Genomic DNA, 19322 nt, shown 5'->3' on the forward strand with positions numbered 1-19322 from the left:
CCGCGCGGGTCATCCCTCGCCCGGCCGGACGGAGGTGAGGCCGATGACCCGGGCGACGACCCTGCCGCCGGGTGCTACGGCGACGCTCTCGTCGCGGTCGAACCTGTCGTTGTCGCACACGCAGTGAAGGTCGATCCCCCCGGCCACTCGAGCCAGGTCGACGTCTTTGGCCGGTCCGTACAGCTCGATCCTGCGCACGTGCCGCGGCACGGGGATGGTGCCGTCCGGGGCGGCTGCGCGTGACAGGACGCCGAGTTGGGCCAGTGCGTCGAGCGTCACCATCGGTGTGGTGACGTCGGTGAACCAGCGCTCGAGTTCCGTCTTCGCCAAGCGCAGCCGTGCCCGGTGCCCGCGCGGTGTCCGGCGCAGGTCTGCGAGGGAGGCGAAGACGCCCGTGAGAGTCCAGCCGGAGTCGTGAGAGCGGCTTGCCTCGGCTTCCGGCGTTCCGGGATCGTCCGGCCCGGACCACAGCGGTGCTTCGGGAAGCCGGTCGTGCAGCGTCACCACGACGGTGGCGTAGACCTTGTCGGCCACTACGATGCCTTGAGGTCCGACCACGTCGCCCGCGACTTGGACGTCCACTGTGGACTGGTACCGGTCGTGCGACCGCAGGCGCGCGGTGACCCGGACCGGGCGCGGGCGGTCAGCGGAATAGACGCGCAGGAACGACACCAGATCGAGGTCCTCGAAGACAGTCGCCACCCGACCTGGGACGAGTCGTAGCGCCGCTTCGGCGGCGAGTTCGACCTGGAACAGCCCGGGCATGGTCGCGTAGCGGTCGATCCGGTGGCCGTCGAGGTAGCCGTCCCGGTCGAGGTCGAGCACCCGGCTGACGACCACGACCTCCGAATCGGGGCGTTCGGTCCCGTCGACGTAGAAGGAGGCGGGCGGCCGGGTTCGCGCTGGCGCGGTCTGGGCGGCGAACGAGCCGTAGCGCGTCCCCTGCTCGATTTCGGCATCGCCGAGATAGGCGATCACCTCTGGTCGCCGCGTGTCGGCAAGGTCTGCGAGAAAGGCCCGGACGCCCTCGTCAGTCGTGATCGGGGTGAAGTGCTCGGCCAGGCGCGACCGGGTGATCGGGTCCGCCGCCAAACCGCTGTCTGCCCACCATCCCCAGGCGATGGAGAATTCTCCCAGGTGCCGCTGGGACAGCGCCGCGGTGAGCAGGAAGCCGTTCGCCGCACAGTAGTCGGCTTCCCCCGGAACCGGGGCCAGCGCGGTTGCCGACCCGAAGTTGCACCACAGCCGGGGCCGGTTGTCCCGCAGCGCACTGGACAGGTTGGCGTGAGCGGCGAGTTTGGTGTCGCGGACCGCCTTGAACTCGGCCAAGGTCTTGTTGTCGAGGGAGGCCGGACGGCTGATGCCCGCGACGTTGAGCAACAAGTCGATCGACGGAGCCACATCGAGTACGTGGCGGATCGTGTCGTGCACGGCGGCGCTGTCGCGCAGATCGCACGTGAGGTAAGTGACCCGGTCGGCTCCGCAGTATTCCCGGAGCGCTGCCAGTGTCGAGGCTGCCTCGTCCTCCCGGAGCAGGCGCTCGTACTCGGCGAGGGCGTTCTTGGGTGACACCGCGTCGGGTCCCGAAGTTCGGGCGCGCAGGAAGGTCAGCTTGCCCGGCAGAGCAGGACGCTGAGGGTCGAGCCGGGTGGAACCGATGAGGAAGATCCGAGGTGCGACCGCCTCGGCGAGCGCGGTGACGGCCAGCGCGCCGATACCGCGTGCGCCGCCCGCGCAGACGACGACGGAATCCCGGGTCAGCGGGATCGGGCCGGTGACAACGGGCCGGTCCTCCAGCACTCCGACGAGGCGTTCGCCGGAGACGTGGAAGGTCACCGGCGCGGGGCCGCCCGCGCGCAGTTCCCGTTCGAGGTCCGCTCGTGCCTCGTCGAACCGGGTCGCCTCGTGGACGACGACCCGGGGCGCAACGGTCGTGTCCGTCGCCAGCCCTGCCGCGAGGCCGGTGAACGCCCCGGTACGCGGGTGCGGGCGCCGCCGGGAATCGACACCGCCCAGCACGACCACGACGAACGACCCACTTCCGGCGTTGCGTCCCCGCGCGGCCAGGTACACCGCTTCGAGCAGCCGGGCGACGCGCAAGGGGGAAGTCGCCGGATCGACCAGTATCCGCAGATGGTGGGCTTGCGGCCCGCTGAGAGCCTGGTCGATCCGGTGCGGGTCGAACGGGAGCTCGGCACCCACGTCGACGACCCGCACGCCGTCGGGAAGCGTGGTGCCGGTCAGGACGTCGAGGTTGTTGGTGAGCACGACACAGGGATCCGGTAGCGGCGACTGGGCGTCCGCTCGCGGAGAGTCTCCGTTCTGTGGTGGGCAAACGGGCACGCCCAGGGTGTACGCGTAACGGCGGACGGCGGGCGTGGCGCGTGCGCCGTCCCGCGACAGCCTGAGCGTCCTCGCGGGTTCCCCCCGGTCCGGTGCGCGCCGCACCAGCAGTGCGGCTTCCTTTCCGGCGCGGCCCGACAGGAAGGAGACCAGTTCCGGCCCGCCTTCCGCGCCGCAGTAGGTCGAGCAGGGCCGCGTCGCCCCGTCGTCGGGCACGGCCACCGTCGGCGGCTCGACCACCGCCAGCACGGGCAACCCGTTCTCCTCGGCGGTCTTCCGGGCGGTGACCGCGAACAGGAACGCACCCTCCCGAGGCCGCACGGGCTCCGACTCGTGGCTGAGCAGTTCCTCCCAGGCCGGGAGGGTGTTGCCGTTCGCCGCCCCGACCAGCACGACGTCGAGAACACCCTCGGCCAGATACCGGGTGCCGATGGCGAAGGCGTCGATCAGCGACGCTTCCCCGGTGTCCACGGTGAGGCTGAGACCACGCAGGTCGAAGTAGTTCGACAGGCGCGCCGCGATGATGTTCGCCATCTCACCGGGGAAGGAGTCCTCGGTGGCGTGCGGCACCAGACCTCTCACCCTTTCCTGATGCGCGGCCAAGGCAGGGCCGGACCGGGGAGCGATCGCGGTGACCGCCCTCCGCACCTGATCGAGGTGGACCCGGCTGCGGTACAGCTGTGCGTTGCGTGTCGGTCCGCAGTGGCCGATGACCACGCCGACCCGGGCCCGCTGCGCGGCGCAGACCCCCCGCACGCCGTCCGGCAGCGCGTTCACGCATTCCACCAGCATGATCTGGGTGCGGTCCATCCTCCGCACCGTGGTGGCGGGCAACCTCAGCTGAGTGAGCGGCGGCTGCGGATAGTGGTCGCCGAATGTCGCGGCTCCCGCCGGCGGCAGCCGCGAGGACCAGGCCACGACGACCGGCTCGCGGTCGCGCGCGGTCGCGGGAGCGACGAGGCAGGCGCGTCGCGGTCCGCGGCCGGGACGGTGCTCGCGGAGGATGAGGTGGGCGTTCGTACCGCCGAACCCGAATCCGCAGACCGCGCCGGTCCGCGCGGGTCCGTCGGCCGAGGCGGGCCACGCCCTCGGCGTGGTCGGGACGGTGATGGTCCCCAGATCGAGCGGTGGGGCGTCGAAACGGTACTGCGGCGGGATCTGGCCGTGGCGCAGCGCCAGCGCCAGGTGGACCACCGAGACCGCACCCGCGGCCCACCCGGTGTGGCCGATCAGGGACTTGTTCGAGACCACCGTGATCGGGTGTCGGTAGGACTCCCGCAGCGCGCGGAGCTCCACCGAATCACCGGCGGGGGTCCCGGTCGCGTGGGCTACCACGAACGCGACCTCGTCGGCCGCGATGTCCGCGTCGGCCAGCGCGGACTCGATCGCGCGGCGCTGGGCGGTTTCGGAGGGAGCGTAGATCGCGGTACCCCGCCCGTCGGCCGACAGCCCGATCCCCGAGATGACGCCGTGCACGGTGTCCCCGTCGGTGACAGCGCGGTCCAGGCGCTTGAGCACGAGGACCGCCGCGGCGTCGGCGAACAGGGTGCCGTCGGCGCCGGCGTCGAGCGCGCGGACCACACCTCCCCGCGACAGGCCCCTGTTCTTGGAGAACAGCACGACGTTGGTGGGGGTCACCAGGCTCATACCGCCGCACAGGGCCAAGTCGGTATCGCCCGAGCGCAGCCTGCGGACGCCCAGATCCAGTGCGTACAGCGACGACGAGCACGCGGTGTCCAGGACGTGCGTGGTGTGGTGCTCGGGCAGCAGCCCGCGCACCGCGTCCCGGACGATCCGGTGCGGGAGGTAGCGCCCGGCCTGTCGCGCCCGAGCGAAATGCTCCGCCACCTCACCGAGTCCGTCTGCCAGCGCGGAACTGCGCACGCTGGCCTCGTCCTGGTGGAGACTGTTGTCGGCGGTGTGCCCCAGCCAGAGGTCCACGCGGTCGGAGTTGGTCCGGGTGACACCGTCGAGTGCCTGCCGGACACTGTGTCGCAACCACGTCCGGCAGTAGTCCTCGGCGTGATCGGGGTGAGCGGACACGATGTACCCGGCACGGTCCTGGTAGGTCTTGTCGGTGGCGTTCGGGTCGGCATGGACGAAGTCCGGGGCGTGCCACCGCTGCGCGGGTGCCTCGACGAAGAGTTCGGCACCCTTGTCGAGCAGGGTCCAGAACTCCTCCGGGGAGTCCGCGCCGGGCACTTTGAGCCCCATGCCGACGACGGCGACATCGGCGGCGGCGTCGACGCGTGCGCCGGTGGTCACCGCGCGTCTCCTCGGGACGCGTCCGCGCGCGCGGAGAGGATGCCGTAGATCGCGTCGCTCACCGCGCCGAGCGTCTCGTGCCGGGCTGGCTGGAGGTCGTCGGGAAGGTCCTCCAGGCCATACCGCGCCAACACGCGCACCAGCAACTCGGTGCGCTTCATCGAATCGACGCCAAGGTCGGCTTCGAGGTGCGCGTCCGGGGTGAGGACCTCCTCGGGGTACTCCATCGCGTCCGCGTAGATGGCGCGTACCTCGGCGAGGACCGCCTCATGGGTGACGCCGTCCGCCTCCTGCCCGGATGGTGCCGGAAGCGCGTCGGGTGGGAGAGCCGGTTCGGCGTCGTGCTCCGGAGACGACGTCGGGCCGGATGTGGTGTGCTCGGCCGTGTCCGGGCGTGCCGCGAGGAACGCGACCGCCTCCGCTAATTGCCGCTCCACGGCGTCGCCTCCGAAAGCGAACGTCGTCACCTCTGGGAAGGCGGCGCGGACAGCCCCGGTGAGCGTGCCGCCGGCACCGACTTCCACGAAGACCCCCGCCCCCGCACGGCGCAGCAGGCCGACGGCCGGGCCGAAGGGCACCGGGGCGAGCAGGTGCAGCCCGAGCAGACGCGGCAGGTCGTCCCCGTCGCGGTAGTACCGGCCGAGGATCGGAGAGTAGACCGGCGAGATGAACGGGGCGCGCGGGTAGTCGAGGATCGCGGCGACGAGCGCGCTGCTCGCGGCGGACACCGCCGGACTGTGGAACGCCACTGGCGCGTACAGGCGGGCGGCGCTGATGCCGAGGGCGCTGGCGACCGCCTCGATCGTGCCCAATGTCGCCGTCGGGCCGGAAACCACACACTGGTGAGGCCCGTTGTCGACGGCGACCGCGACGCGGTCGTCGCCGGCCAGCCGCACGATCGCGGCCGCCGTGTCGACGGTGCACGACAGTGACGTCATGCCTCCCGCGACACCGCCTTCGTCGTCCTGTGCCACCGCGATCACCCGGTGGCAGACGATCCGCGCGGCGTCGGTGAGTTCGAGGGCGCCGCCGCACGTCAGCGCGGCGATTTCGCCAAGGCTGTGCCCCACCAGCACGTCCGGCGTGGCTCCCCGCGCGCGCAGCATGCGGTGGACGCTCACCGAAGACGCGAACACGGCCAGTTGCAGGATCGCCGCATCCGCCCGGAACAGCTCCGCGGGGTCGGGCGGGTCCGGTCGGAACACCTGGTCGATCACGCTGGTGCGCAACAGATCCTGGGCCGCTTCGTCGACGATGTCGAACGTCTCGCGGACCGGCTCGTCACCCCGCCGGTACTCGGCCGCCAGGAATCCTTGACGGTATCCGCCTTGGCCGGGGAACAGCCCGACCGAGGTCTCCACATCGAGAGGCACGGCGAACCCTCCAGTCACAGGTGTTCCGCCGGGACGGCGGGCTTGCCGCCCCGGTCCAGTCGATGACACTTCAGCGCTCGGAGTACGTCGTCGCCGAGGTCGATCACTTCCGGCGGCCTGCCGGGCCGGGCCACCGCGCACGCGTGCGTGACCAGACCGGCGGCAACACGCACCAGCACCCCGTCGCGCACCACGAAGTACTCGATCCGCGCGTCGTAAGCTCGCCGGCGGTACACGTCCTTCACGCCGTAACGGACGTACAGTGTCTCGTCCGCCGTCGCGACCGGGCCGAGCCGCAGGCGCAACGAAGTAATCGGGTAGTACAGCGACTTTCGGGCGTCCTCGGCGACCGGGACCACCCGGTCGAACCGGAACCTGTCGTCGGTGTCACGCCAGATCTCGACCAGCCCGTAGTGCGAGAGCCACTTCTTCTCCGAACACAGATATAACGGCACGCGCAAGGACCAGGTGAACGCTCGGGGACTGTCTGCGGCCAGTGCGTCCTCGGCGCTGCCGCCCTCCGGGACGACGATGTCGGCGCTGCCGGGCACACGATCCCGCAGGGCGGACACCTCCGCGACCGGGATCCCCGGCACAGCGGGCGCACGGTCCGCGCCCCGGCCATCCAGCCCCACGTGCACGACCTCGTAGGTGGCGTGCGACACCGGGGCCGGGCCATCCGGAGTAGTGACCTCGACCTGTGCTGCGAGTCGCCCGTGTTCTCCGAACCGGACCCGCGCCACGGCGTTCTCGCCGGCCCGCACGAAACGCTTGATCACCAACGACGACGACACCACCCGCATCGACAGACGATGGTCGTGTCGCAGGACCTCCGGGGCGAATCCGTTCGCCGAGTGCCAGCCGACCAGCGCCTGCTCCCCGAGATCCGCGTGGCCGACCAAGTCGACCAGCGACTCGAAGTAGGTATGGGCGTTGCCGATCGCCAGGTCGACGGTGACATTCGCGTCCGGGTCGGACCGGTCCTCCCGCCGTGGCCGCTCGCACGCCCTGCCGTCGACCAGTTCCACGACCTCCCGGAGGACCTCGTCCGTACGGCTGAAGTGCGGCAGGTGCCCGGCGTGGTCGAGGAACACCGCGTGTGCGTCCGGGAGCGCTTCGGTGAGCCGTTGCGCTCCCCCGCCGGACTCCCCCGGGTCGCACAGAACGGTGACCGGCACCCCTACCGAGGCCAGCGGCAGACGGTGAACGTTCCCGACGAGTTCGACGATCGGTTCCGAACAGTCCCGCCAGAAATCGCCGAAGGGGATGTCCCCCATCACGCGCGGTTCGTCCTCGAGACCGGACGAGGCTCCGTCGGTCCCCGAGACCACCTGTCGCAATGTCGCGGACACCAGGTCCCGCACACGCTCGCGCTGATCGGATTCCGGTCCGTCGGGCGCACCGAGGAGCCCGGGCGCCAGCAGCACCGCCGCGCCAGTCGGCGGGTCGGGACTGGTCGCCAGGAGTTGGAGCAGGGCGTTGGCGCCGAACGAGTGGGCCACGATGAGGTCGGGCTCGACACCGAGCTCGTCGACAGCCCGCGCGATCCACCACGCGGGCGTGCCGAGGCGCCGCCACCCCACGTCGGTCGCCGACCTCCATGGCAGGTCGAAGGCGAACACCCGCCATGACGGGTCGAACCGCTCGCGCAGCGGCAGCCAGCTTCGCCACGTACCCGCCATGCCGTGCACGAGTGCGATCGTCGGACCGGTCGCCCCGGGGCTGAGGCTGCGCACGCGGGCGTCGAGGCTGTGGTTCACGCTGTAGTCGTCCCTTCGCGTCGTCGGACCGGTGCCGGGCGGGCCGGCTCAACCAGGCGGGCCTCCCTGCGATGGACTCGACGCGCGGTGACCGTTGCCCCGGATCCCCCGTGCCACGCCCAGCCGTTCACGGGCGGCTACGCCCACTTCGTCACCCCGGTAGAAATCCTGATAGTCCGGCTCGGCCAAGGGTGCGCGCAGTTCCGCGTTGGTGACCGCGAAACCGTCTACCAGCAACCCCGCCAGCGGCAGGATCTCCGCGCACAGCCGGTTCGCCACCTCCGGGACTTCGAGCACCTGCTCGGCGGTGAGCGCGTGGGAGGCGAGCAACCACCCCGATTCCCTGCCGATCCAGGTGACGCCGAACATCGTCGCCAGCAAGGTCAGCCCCGATCTCGCGGTCTCCGACCCAGCACGGTCGATCTCCTCGGCGAAAAGCTCCATAGCGGTGGCGACACCGCGAGCCGTCGCCACGGCGAGCGCGGCGTCGGCGACCGCGTTCCACGCGTCCAAACCCGAACCCGAATCGCGCGCCGCCCTCATGAGCCGGGCCCTGGTCTCCGCATGCAGCGCGTCCGCCCGGAAGTCGAGCACGGCACGCAAGAAGAGCAAGTCGGTCAACGACCGCCCCGCGGGATCCGGCACCTCAGGAGTGGGTCCCGGTCTGCCGAGCATCCGGCCCGCCGCTGCCGCGAGGACCACCTGGTTGTCTCCCTCGGCCGGGATACCCGCCTGGACCAGGCCGACGTACTCGGCGATCCGGTTCACCCCGAACATCCCCGGTGCGCCGCAACGCTCCCGGCACATCTCGACCACATCCCGGGCGCTCCAGCCGACCAGCGCCTTCGTGATACCGACAAGAACCGTCAGCTCTGGGTCCTGCTCCTCCTGTGCGGCCACGAACCGCCGTTTGGCGTGGTTGGCCAGGAACGACAGAGCGTAGGTCTCGGCCATCCCGCGGAACAGCGCCAGTTGATGGTTGCGGTAGGAGATGATCGCCACGCGCTTGCGGCCGACACCGGAGGTCGTCCGCCGCAGGCTGTAGCGCACGGTGATGTACAGCGCGGCGCGGGCGCACGCCGCCAGTCCCGAGGGGATGCCGACCCGGCCGGCGATCAGCGCGCTGGTCGCCAGGGCGAACCGCGTCGACTTGCCGGGCACGTCACTGACGAAGCGGCCGTCGTCGGTCACCGTCCCAGCGCGGCCGGAAAGCAGATGCCCGCGTGGCACTCGCACGTTATCGAACGCCGTCAGGCCGTTGTCCAGCGACAAAGTGGGCTTCTCCGGCAGCGGGACCACCCGCACACCAGGTCGCGATCCGCTCCGGTCCCCGAGCGGGACCAGAAACGGGAACACCCCGTGATCCTCGTCCGACACCACCAGCCGGGCGAGCACGACCGCGATCTTCGGCGTCGCGGCGGGCACGGTGTTCGGCATGAACTTCTGGGCCGCGTTCGTCGGCGTGTTGAGCACGAACTCGTCCGTCGCCGGGTCGTAGACCGCCTCGGTCTCCAGATGCGCCAGGTCGTTGCCGTGACCGAGCTCGGTCGCCAGGAACACACCCGTCGACCGCATCGAGGCAGCCTCCGACAGGATCGGGTCAAGGTCGGCACGACCACGCCCGTTCGCCGCCACTGTGCACATGAACAGGGTGTAGTGGATCAGCAGGATCGTGGAGGCGGTGCAGTCCGCCACCGCGGACCAGTCCAGCAGCGCCATGATCCTGGTGTGGTCGAGTGTGTGGCCGTCCCACACCGGGAACCGCTCACCGAGAAACCCTGCCCTCCGGTAGGCCAGCCCGGCCCGCTGAGCGTGGGTAAGCCCCTCCCGGGGCTCGAACAGCTTGTCCCGCAACGCTTCCTGCACAGCGCGGTGCACGGTGTCGTAGGACCGGTCGTAGATCGCGTCGACCAGTGCCCGGTGATCCGCGGGCGACCCCGCGGTGACGCGGATCCCGGCTTCCCCTGTCGTCGGCGTCACGGCCGCGCCTGCCTTCCAGCGCCGTTCTCGTCCACTGCGGCGGCGGCCTCGGCCAGCGTCCGATCGAGATCGGTCGCCGGATCGATGTCGAGGCCGAACTCGTCCTCGAAGAGCACTGTCATCTCGACCAGCGAGAGAGAGTCGAGATCCAGTTGCGTGAAGGTGATACCCGGGTCGAGTTCCGACCTGGGCAGGTCGAAGTTGCTCACCAGCAGTTCGCAAATGCGGTGGTAGCTCGATGTCACGCCTCTCTCCCGCCCGTCGGATTCGTCATGAACTCGTCGTTTCGGGGCACACCCTGTGTGGCCGCGTGCTCGCGACCGAGCGGTTTCGTTCATGTCCGCCCGTTTGGCCGAGCAGTGGGCGCCGTCTGCCTACCTGGTCCGTCGCGCGGACCTGTCGCCGGCTCAGGAAGCCGCCTCTTGTCCGGATTTCTTCCAGTCTCGCTGGAGACACCGCGTTGGCTGTTCTGGTGGCGGAGGTCAGCACGTCGGCGACATCTGTGAGATCACAAGGGTCGTGGGTACTGCTGTCCTGGAGCCGGTAGCGTGCCCCACTCACAGCTTTCCGCCTGCGGCCAGGCCGCTCGCCTCGTCCTCCGCGAGCGGGACACCGAGCAACTCCGCGAGACGGCCGCTCAGTTCCACTTGATCGAGCGAGTCCAAACCGAGCTTCCACTGTGACGTGGTCACTCACCTTGCACGGCTGCGCATCGAACTCAGCGACCAAGACATCAATTAACGACTCGGCGCACTTTCGGCATCCGGACTCCTTTCTCCCAACACCAAGTGACCGAGCGCTCGAAGGTTTCTTATCACTGATCTCGCGCTGTGAGCGGACAGCTCGACAGCGGTCCGCGCCGAGATCTGTCAGCGTGGCCCTGTGCGCCGCATAACTATACCCGGCCACCACAGGAGAGCGAGCGACGATTCCATAACACAAAAACACGCGTTGGATTCCGTGTTGCGGGACAGAACTTTGCACTCCTGTCTTCGAGGTTCATACTGTGCAACCCAGTGCGCAGCACAGACGAACTGAACAGATGAACGAAAGGCGCCCGACGTTAGGCGACCGTCAGGACGCCCAACGTTCCCTCGGGCATTTCGCCGTAATCGGTGGCCAGCGAATACTTCGACAGGCTGGAGCCGTTCGGCCTGGTCCGGCCCGCCGCGCCGAAATGGGTCTTCACGGTGTCGCGGTTGATCGGCCCGGCGACCGCGGACGCGTTCTCAGCAAGGAAGGGCTGCTGATCCAGCCATTCGGAAGTTCGCCGTAGCGAGCCCAGGCCGCCCGCGGTAGTCGCCGGCCGTCGTAGTGATTCCAGGTGTTGAACGCGGCGAAGGACAGTACCGATCCTGTGTCGCCTGTGTTCCGGGTCGACCGGGATCTGCTCGGTCACTCCGGTCGGGTCGGCCCCGCGCAAGCACAAGCGAATGTTCGCGATCGGCCGGTCGCGCAGGTCGAGGACGATCCGTTCCAGGCCGGCCCGAGTCGCCGGCGGGCACGCCGTCAGGATCAGCATGACCTGACCGTTGCCCTGACGTTCGTGCGCGAGCGCGAGGTCGACTTCCAACCACGCCGCCCACCGCATTCCTAGCTCGCCGCAGAGACAGCAGTAGTGGCGGTGCATCCACAGGGCAGGGTCGAACGAACAGTTTCGCCTGCCGAAGTCGAGCAGATCTCCATTCAGGCAGTGCTCGTACCGTCACTCCGGGCGAACGGGCAGGCTCCAGGTCGGTGCAAGTATCTCTTCGCCTGATTGTCGAACTGGCGTTCTGCTCGTCACAAGTGTTACGGGTACACGGTCTGACCGCCAGTTGTGACGAGAGGTGATGATCGGCGCCACCGCTGCCCTCGGTTGCGGTGGCGTGCGGAGCGGTTCGGGGGTGGCGGGACACGAAGGGGTGGTTCGCGGCGACGGTCGGGTTTTGTCGCGGATTGGTCGTGTTTTACTGAGATCGCAGTCGAGGTGCGCACCTCTTCGTCAGTTCGGTCCAGGCCCGTTGCCGGTGCGGACAGGGTCGGCGGTATCGCCTGGTCGCGGTGGCGTGGGTGTCCGTTTGTCCCGGGGTACGGGTCCGAGCCGATCCGTAGACGGCCGCAGCATCGTGGCATTCGTGCGGTGCTGTACGGCCAGACCAGGAGAGTGCCGGATGACTCAAGACACTGATTCCCCGCCGGTTCGCAGCTGTTCCGCCGGGCGGCGGTGGGCGCTGCTCGCCGTGGCTGCGGCGGTGACCACCGCCGGCGTCGTCGCCGTCCCGCCGACAGCTCGCGCCGTGGCCGGCCGGACCTACGACCGGCCCGGGCTATACATCTTCACTGTGCCTAACGGAGTCACGGCGCTCACCGTGCGCGTATGGGGTGGCGGAGGCGCCGGCGGCAACGGCGGGAATGGCTACGACCCAGGCATAGCCGTTCACTCTGAGCGAGCCGGCGGAGGTGGGGGCGGAGGGGGCGGCGGAGGCGGCTACCTCGAATGCGCGCTGACCGGGGTCACCCCCGGTCAGCGCTACATCGTGACCGTCGGCGCCCCCGGCGTGCGTAAGCTGGCCGACAGCATGCGGCAGCGCCTCCGCCTTGTCATCGGATTTCTCCAGTCCGGGAATATCAACTACGCCGTCGCCGGCCTCGTATCGATTCTGCCCAGTGGGCTTCCCGTTGCCCGAGAGGCTCTGAACCTCGTGCTGAGTGGCGATGTCGACGGTGCCGTCGTCCGGCTTATCGCGGTCGTCGAGCGCGGAGGGGACCTGGCGGGTGGAGGCAGCGCCGTGGTCGGTGCCGGTGACCCGGCCACCGCGGTCCGCGCCCCGGGTGGCGACTCCGCAACCGAGGGGGGCCAAGCTCAGAAGAAGACCGGCGGACCGGGCGGCCCCGGCGGAACCGGTGCCACTGCGCCGACGTGCACCGGTTCCGGCGATGCCACCGCGACTGTTCTCAACATGGTCTCCGGTGGCAACGGCAGCACGGGCGCAGACGGCACCGCCGGGTCTCGCGGCAACGGAGGCGCAGGCGGGACCGGCGGTACCGGCTTCAACGGCGTGGGCGGCGGAGGAGGCGGAGGCGGCGGAGCCGGCACGGCCGACAGCTTCGGCGGCAGGGGCGGAGCCGGGACCGACAAGGGTGGATATGGCGGCAACGGAGAGCGGTATGCCCCTGCCAGCGGCGGTGCCGGATCCCCTGGGCGGGTAGCCCTCAGCTGGTAGCCGCTCCCGTCCATACCCGGGTCGGCGGCGCCCGCCAGCATGCCGACACCGCCGACCCCGGACACCGCCCGGCCTCGTCCCATGTCGACAATCACCTGTTTCTGATGCCAGTTATCACCTGATCACCACGTCGCGTCGCGACCGTGTTCGTTGTGGGATCGGGCGATCGGCGGGCTGCAGCCGAGGCGCCGCAAGCCGCTGCTGCAGCGACGGGTGGGCAGTGAGGACGTCATCTCGAACCGCGCGTGAGTCGCCCTGCGACGTCGAACGCGCACTGCTCGATGATCGCCCCTGGGAACCCCCTGCGCCGCATGGCGCTCCCGCTTCAGCATGTCTAGCGACCAGCCGCACCCGTCGATGCTGTCAGGACGTAGATCGGCCCCAGGCGCAGACGAATGCCATGGTGAAATCGCGGTAGTCCGGGTCGTTGAACCGGTCGAGGGCGTGTCGCAGCGTTATGTGGTCGATGAGGCCGGCGTCGACCATGTCGGTGCTCAGGTGGGCGAGGGTGACTCGCCAGAACTCGTTGATGGCGCCGCCGCCGCTGGTGGCGGCCAGTGCCCCGGAGACGTCGACCTCGGCCAGGCCCGCGGCGCGCAACGCGGCAGGCAAGTTCCGCGCCCACTGGAAATCACTGCCCAGAGCGTCGGCCATGAGGTGCTCGAACGCGGTCAGGGCGTCACCGACCGCAGGATCGAGCAACGCTCCCGTGGGAAGCAGGATCGGTTCTTCAACGACCAGCCATCCGCCCGGTGCCAGCCATCCGGCGACACGGGACAACACCGCATCGCGATCGGGCAAGTGCGTGAACAAGGCCCGGCTGTGGATGAGGCCGAACGCCCCCTGCCGGAACTCAGGCCCGTCGACCACGTCGTGTTGCACGACCGTGAGGTTCGGCTCCCGCAGTCTTCGCAGATGGTGAATGTCGGTGTCCGTGGCCAGCACTGACCCGTGCAGGCACTGGGTGGCCAGCCATCGTGCGATGGAGCCGCGGCCGGCGCCCAGTTCGAGGCAGTTGCACTGCCGGGGCAGGCGGAGCCGTGCCAGGACGCCGATCGTGAGCGGATCGCAGAGCGCTTCCAGCGCCCACAACCGCCGCTCGTCCGCACTGAGTGGCCCTGCCGAACCGGATGTCCGCTGGTCGGCAGCGGTGGCAACGATATCCATGGCGTCCTCTCACAAAGGGAACCAGCCCGACCACGCCATCTCGTTCGGGAACCGATCTGATGTGGTGCCGCTGCCCGTCCGCGACGGCGCCTCACGCTGAGGTCGAGATCAGTTTTCGATCCCTGCAAAAAGACGGACGCAAATGGGCAGGTGATGGTATTCACCGGGGGGCTGTTGCCTAGGTTTATGTGGTTCTGTGCCAGGTCAGCAGGAACTGCGCCGAGCGGTCGGGAGGGCCGCTGAGCCGCAGCACATCGGCCGAGTCGTTGCCCGCGATCAGCGTGGCCCATCGTGTTTGCCTGCTTCCCGCGCCGAACGGCCAGGTCGCGACCAGCGTGTGGTGCGTGATTACTTCTCGCTCCACTGTGTAGGTGCCGGTGTAGCCCAAGGATTTCCCGAGCCTAGGCATTCGCCGGGAGGCCACGTGGACGGTGGCCGAGAAGTGCCCGCTGGCGTGCAGAGCAGCGTTCCCCGGCAGCGAGGTCGCACGCTCCGACCGCTGTGTGCAAGGAACACTTCGTCCAGTAGCCAAGCACCTACCAGGTCTTCCGATGTCATGGAGAAACCGCGATGGTGTTGCGCGGGGTCAACCGTTTTCACGAGATGCTCCTCTTCCTGTTCGCACAGCCGGGTTATCGGCCGGAGAGCCAGTGACAGATGCTTCGGGCGGTTTCCGGTGCGTGGTCTTCGATCATGGAAAGGTGTGTACCGTCCACGGCGCTGGTGTCGTGGCGAGCGAAGCCTGCCCCCGGCCAGCAGAATCGTCGTCATGAGAGCTCCTCCATTGCCGTGCGTTGTACGGCACCGAGTTCTCGGTGCGGGTCGTTCCTCTTCCAGTAAGCCCGCACCGGTCTCGCTGGCCAAGGTGTGTGTGACGTCCGGGTTGTTGCGGATCGGGGCACCGTTGAACGCGGCGGTCCTCTTCCGCGGCAGCTGGTACCAGTCCGGCGACTCGCACCCGATTGGCGCAATTCAACCGACGCGCCAATGGGTAGTTCTTTGACCAGAGCCCGCCGAGGAGGGAGATCCGGGTGGCACCGAACCATTTGCTGCGGAACCTGCTCACCGAATCCGGCTGGACCGGCCAGAAACTGGCGGATCACACCAACAGGCTGGGCGCAGAGGCGGGACTGCGACTGCGTTACGACCGTACCGGCGTCGCACACTGGTTGACCGGCAGATGCCCGCGCCCGCCGGTCCCGGAGTTGGTGGCCGAAGCGTTCACGCGCCGGCTGGGCCGGCGAGTCACGGCGGCGGCCACCGGCCTGGAGCGTGGCGCCACCACGGCCCCGCCGCGGTGGCGGACCGACGTCACCGCCGAACTGACGAACCTATGCCGCGACGGCGCCGCCACCCGGCGCGCGCTCTCCGGATGTGTCTACAGCCTGGCCGCCTTGTCCGTTCCCGGCTGGGCCGATCTGGCGAGCATCGCGGGCGCGGAATGCCCGGCAGAAGACACGGGCAAGGTCGAGCGCTCCGAACTCGACGCCGCCAAGGCGATGCTCGAACTGTTCTCCACCGCGGACCTGAGCTTCGGCGGCGGGTATGTCCGACCAGCGCTCGCTCGCTACCTGCACACCACGATCGCCCCATGGCTGCGTTGGGGAGCGGCACCGGCCGTGCGGGCCGACCTGTTCGTCACGGCGGCGCAGCTGTGCTACCTCTGCGGTTTCCTGTGCTTCGACGATGAGCTGCACGGGATCGCGCAACGGTACTACCTCATCGCCGCCCGCCTGTCCCGTGCCGCCGGGGACGCCCTGCACTACGCCATCTCGTTGCGGGCCTTGAGCGTGCAGGCCCGGATGCTCGGGCACCGGACAGCGGCGGTCGATCTGGCCACCACGGCGGCCCGCGCACTCCCCCGAAGCGCGCCCGCGCTCACCCGCGCGTTCCTGATCGGCCAGGTCGCCGCCGCCGAAGCCGCCGCGAACGACCAACGCCACGCGGTGATCCACCTGCGCGCCGCCGAAAACCACCTCGATCACTCCCGCGACACCGTGTCCCCAGTGGGTACCTACCATCCTGCCGCCCTCTCCCACCACCACGCGGCCGTCCGCGCCTGCCTCGGCGAACGCCCCGCCGCGGTCTCCGCACTGACCCGCTCGTTACGCTGTCGGCCCCCATGCGAGCGCCGCGCCCGCGCGATCACCCTGGCCCGGCTGGCCGAGCTACACCTCGACGCCGGTGAGCTCGACCGTGCGTGCCAGACGTGGAACCAGTTCCTCGACGACTATTCCCACCTGCGTTCCCAGCGTGCCGACACCGCACTGGGAACGCTACGGGCACGTCTGCGGCCACACCTCGCCTATCCCCCGGCGCTCTCGGTGACGCACAAGGCGGCCGAGGTATCCCTCGCCAAGGCGGCGTGAAGTGCCGTGTCGTGAAACACGACCGTGCCGGATCCGTTCCGTGTCGTCCGGACTTGACGGTAAGGCTCGGTGACGACCCGGCGGCGCATGACTGCCAGCGGCCCGAGGCCGGAGACAACCGTCATCACCTCCTCGGCCACCGACGTCCCGGCAGGGCCTGCCACGGCCAACCCCACGGTGGCAGCCCCTGCCAGCCACTCGAGACGTAGGTCCGCGAGCTTGCCGACCCGATGTGACGGACAAGATCTCCCACGTGCCCATCCGATCAGTTCCTCACCGGCACGCTCCCCCTCCGGACCACAGACCAGCAGTACGTCAGCGGCCGCCGCGACCGACCACAACGCCTCACGCCGGTCCGAAGCCGCATAACCGAACCCGCGGGGGTGCGGTCCCCGCAACCGGGGAAACCGGTGCCGCAACACCTTCACCACCTCGGCGGCGTCCTCGACCGGCGCCTCTGGCGCCACCACATACGAGACCCGGTCAGGATCGATTCCCTCCACAGGAAAAGTCTGATCTGGCGCTATCACCCGCACTGCGGCTTGCCCCGCACAGGATGCGACCGCCTCCGCCGACCACGCCGGACCGATCACCAGGACGGTGTCACCTCGCTGGACGTACTCCAGCGCCCTCGCCGCCACCGCCGCGACCGCCTCCCCGCCACCAATCGTGCTATCGGACGCCGCGACAAGAACACGCCGCGTTCGGACCACGGACGACCACCGCTCGATCAGCTCGTGCACCAGGACACCCCCGGACTCATCGGTGATTCCGATCGCCACCCCCAATCCCACCGGCCTCCCGTCGTGATCCAGATACGACATCGTGTGGGCGACGGAATCCCCTGCCGTCACGGGTCGCAGGTAATCGATGCATACCTGGAAGCCCATTTCCCGGGCGAGTTCGGCGATCAGCGGCGCCGCCGGGCAACTCACCACGCCCCGGGTCGGATGGTCGAACCGCGCTGCCACGACGACTTCACCGGTCTCGGCACCGCCGCTACCAAAGGACGTTCTTTCCAAGGATCTGCCAACCATGCCAACTCCAAAGCTCGCGCCTGGCCGCTCCTTTTGGCGCGACCATAGTGATCATCAAGCGAGACGACTATGGCAAGCGCCCGACACGGCCCACAACGAAACGAACGGGATACCACCCTTCTGATGTGCATCTGCACGAGCAAATGCAAAACAAGAAGCATGCGCCGGCAAGCATGACACCGAATAAAGAGTTGCAGTTCACGAAAGTCGAACACTATTCACGAATTCGCGAAAGCCAGGCAGAAAACGCGTGCGGTAGTCACCCCAGCGTCGTACGTCGTCCTGCGCACTCTGCGATCCTGGACACCATCGAAGCCTTGACATCCACGAGCGGTGCGCCTCCGAGCGCAGCCACATGATCAACAATCGCACCCGCAACCCGATCGCAGCGACGACCGAGGCAACAGAGGGAACAACAGATCAGCCGAGTGTCGTCATACCGCCAACCGTGATCACGCCCATTGACACAGGAAAATTTCGAGATCAGGACGCAGCACTAGTCGTCAGGGAGTGCATCAATCCAGGGACACACCTGACCAGCCGTCGGCCCGGACCACCCCTGACATCGGGTCCCCTCTCGACGCCCCACGACTCGCTCCAGTCTAACCGTCAGCCGGGATCCTCAACAACATCCACCGGCGCGCCCAACGGCTGCCAACACATAGCCGGATCAATCAGAGAAAAGGGACATACCGGCTCACTTCTCCCGCCGACCGAACGTGCCTACCCCTGGTCCTGAGCCAGGAACGGTCGGCCACAAACAGCCTGAGAGCGCGAACGATCACGCTGACGGCTCTGTCCAGTTGGCCTGCTTCCTGTGCCGACTGGTCAAGGAAGGCATTGAACTAAGCCAGGATCACTTCGGACTCAGTCGTACCCAGGACCGTCTCTACACCTTGCCGCTGCGGTACATCGTGCCACCCCCACCTGTTCTCCAAGATACCCTCGCTACAGAGCTAAACCCTGGCGGTGCCGGTAGCAGTTTCGCTACCGTCGAGCAGACTGTGCCGCCAGTCGTGCGGCCCCCTCCCCGATCGGACGCGCACGAATCGACATTGAACACATACGGAACATGCCTCCTGCGTGAAGGTCTCGCTTTTCCCCACTTTTACAGTAACATGTCGTCCATCTTTCGGAGGATATATATTCAGGTTTCACGCAGGTAGACTCTATATGTCCTCACCAGGCTAGCTGCGGAAACATCCAGATGCCATGCAGCTTGACAAGCGGCACAATCGGACACGTTGACTTTATTTTCAACGATAAGCATTACTAGGGTTTAACGCGGGCGTTTTCTATTTGAAAAATTTTGTCGCGCCGGAATCCTCGACCACGCTCATTATTTTTACTTAAATCGCCTCCGAGGCGATACTTCCCGCTTATCTGTCTGTTGTTGTCTACTAACGCCAACGCCACCGACATCCCCATCATCTTGCCGACTGCTCGGGGAACCATCTTCCGCGTTCGAGACTCAGTAGCTCACAAGGGCTCCTGCGGAGCTCCAAGCGATCCGCGCGAACGTCACCTCCTTCAGATCTGGCCAGACGCGCGCCGTCCATACGAAGTACTGAAAGCCGCCAAAATAGGATTGCTCTGATTCAGTCGCTGGCTACACCATAAGCAAGACATCTTCCGGTGTCTCGCATCGCAGGTGCAACGCGTTGAGGAGGAAGAGGAAGCAAATAAGCTCCAGACGCGCGGATCGACCTCCTCGAAGAACAGCTACTTCCCCAGCAGCAGCTCACACGAAGGCGAGCCAGGACACAGCTCATCGGCGAGACAGTCGGTCTCACGACCGAGACTAGAACCACGACTCCGTTCC

General features: G+C 68.2%; 12 protein-coding genes. 2 read left to right on the top strand and 10 right to left on the bottom strand.

The window, feature by feature from the left end; translation table 11 throughout:
- Positions 1-9: 9 nt before the first annotated feature.
- The 7 genes from AMYAL_RS0135660 to AMYAL_RS0135690 form a co-directional block, all read right to left on the bottom strand.
- Positions 10-4608, bottom strand: a complete 4599-nt coding sequence (locus tag AMYAL_RS0135660) for an SDR family NAD(P)-dependent oxidoreductase (RefSeq protein ID WP_020636087.1) — start codon at positions 4606-4608, stop codon at positions 10-12.
- Positions 4605-5981, bottom strand: a complete 1377-nt coding sequence (locus AMYAL_RS0135665) for an acyltransferase domain-containing protein (protein WP_167336180.1) — start codon at positions 5979-5981, stop codon at positions 4605-4607. Before AMYAL_RS0135665 ends, AMYAL_RS0135660 begins: the two co-directional genes overlap by 4 nt.
- A gap of 14 nt (positions 5982-5995) precedes the next feature.
- Entirely contained in the window at positions 5996-7741 is a 1746-nt protein-coding gene (locus AMYAL_RS47985; protein WP_020636089.1) for an alpha/beta fold hydrolase, read from the bottom strand.
- 48 nt (positions 7742-7789) lie between these two features.
- Positions 7790-9721, bottom strand: coding sequence for an acyl-CoA dehydrogenase family protein (locus AMYAL_RS46905; protein WP_020636090.1), 1932 nt, complete (start codon positions 9719-9721; stop codon positions 7790-7792).
- Positions 9718-9966: an acyl carrier protein gene (locus AMYAL_RS0135680; RefSeq protein ID WP_020636091.1), complete on the bottom strand. Its 249-nt coding sequence runs from the start codon at positions 9964-9966 to the stop codon at positions 9718-9720. Before AMYAL_RS0135680 ends, AMYAL_RS46905 begins: the two co-directional genes overlap by 4 nt.
- A 312-nt stretch (positions 9967-10278) precedes the next feature.
- The gene (locus tag AMYAL_RS49565; RefSeq protein WP_020636092.1) at positions 10279-10413 is read right to left on the bottom strand and encodes an acyl carrier protein; all 135 of its coding nucleotides are present in this window, start codon (positions 10411-10413) and stop codon (positions 10279-10281) included.
- Between the two features lie 371 nt (positions 10414-10784).
- Entirely contained in the window at positions 10785-11294 is a 510-nt protein-coding gene (locus tag AMYAL_RS0135690; protein WP_143267795.1) for a hypothetical protein, read from the bottom strand.
- A 661-nt stretch (positions 11295-11955) separates the two neighbouring features.
- Between AMYAL_RS0135690 and AMYAL_RS48730 the strand changes: the two genes are divergently transcribed.
- On the top strand, positions 11956-12927 hold the full coding sequence (locus AMYAL_RS48730) for a hypothetical protein (protein WP_245193428.1): 972 nt from the start codon (positions 11956-11958) through the stop codon (positions 12925-12927).
- A gap of 363 nt (positions 12928-13290) precedes the next feature.
- Here AMYAL_RS48730 and AMYAL_RS0135700 read toward each other — a convergent pair whose 3' ends face one another.
- A complete protein-coding gene (locus AMYAL_RS0135700) occupies positions 13291-14094 on the bottom strand; it encodes a class I SAM-dependent methyltransferase (protein WP_063712264.1) in 804 nt (267 codons plus the stop codon).
- Between the two features lie 184 nt (positions 14095-14278).
- On the bottom strand, positions 14279-14503 hold the full coding sequence (locus AMYAL_RS0135705) for a lipocalin-like domain-containing protein (RefSeq protein WP_039794647.1): 225 nt from the start codon (positions 14501-14503) through the stop codon (positions 14279-14281).
- A 622-nt stretch (positions 14504-15125) separates the two neighbouring features.
- Between AMYAL_RS0135705 and AMYAL_RS0135715 the strand changes: the two genes are divergently transcribed.
- The gene (locus AMYAL_RS0135715; protein WP_020636097.1) at positions 15126-16463 is read left to right on the top strand and encodes an NsdA family TPR-like regulatory protein; all 1338 of its coding nucleotides are present in this window, start codon (positions 15126-15128) and stop codon (positions 16461-16463) included.
- On the opposite strand, the gene AMYAL_RS0135720 is transcribed toward AMYAL_RS0135715, so the two are convergent.
- Positions 16400-17500: a hypothetical protein gene (locus tag AMYAL_RS0135720; RefSeq protein ID WP_039794650.1), complete on the bottom strand. Its 1101-nt coding sequence runs from the start codon at positions 17498-17500 to the stop codon at positions 16400-16402. The genes AMYAL_RS0135715 and AMYAL_RS0135720 overlap by 64 nt on opposite strands.
- Positions 17501-19322 lie beyond the last annotated feature (1822 nt).

Source organism: Amycolatopsis alba DSM 44262 (assembly GCF_000384215.1).
In the GTDB taxonomy this organism is placed as follows: Bacteria; Actinomycetota; Actinomycetes; order Mycobacteriales; family Pseudonocardiaceae; genus Amycolatopsis; species Amycolatopsis alba.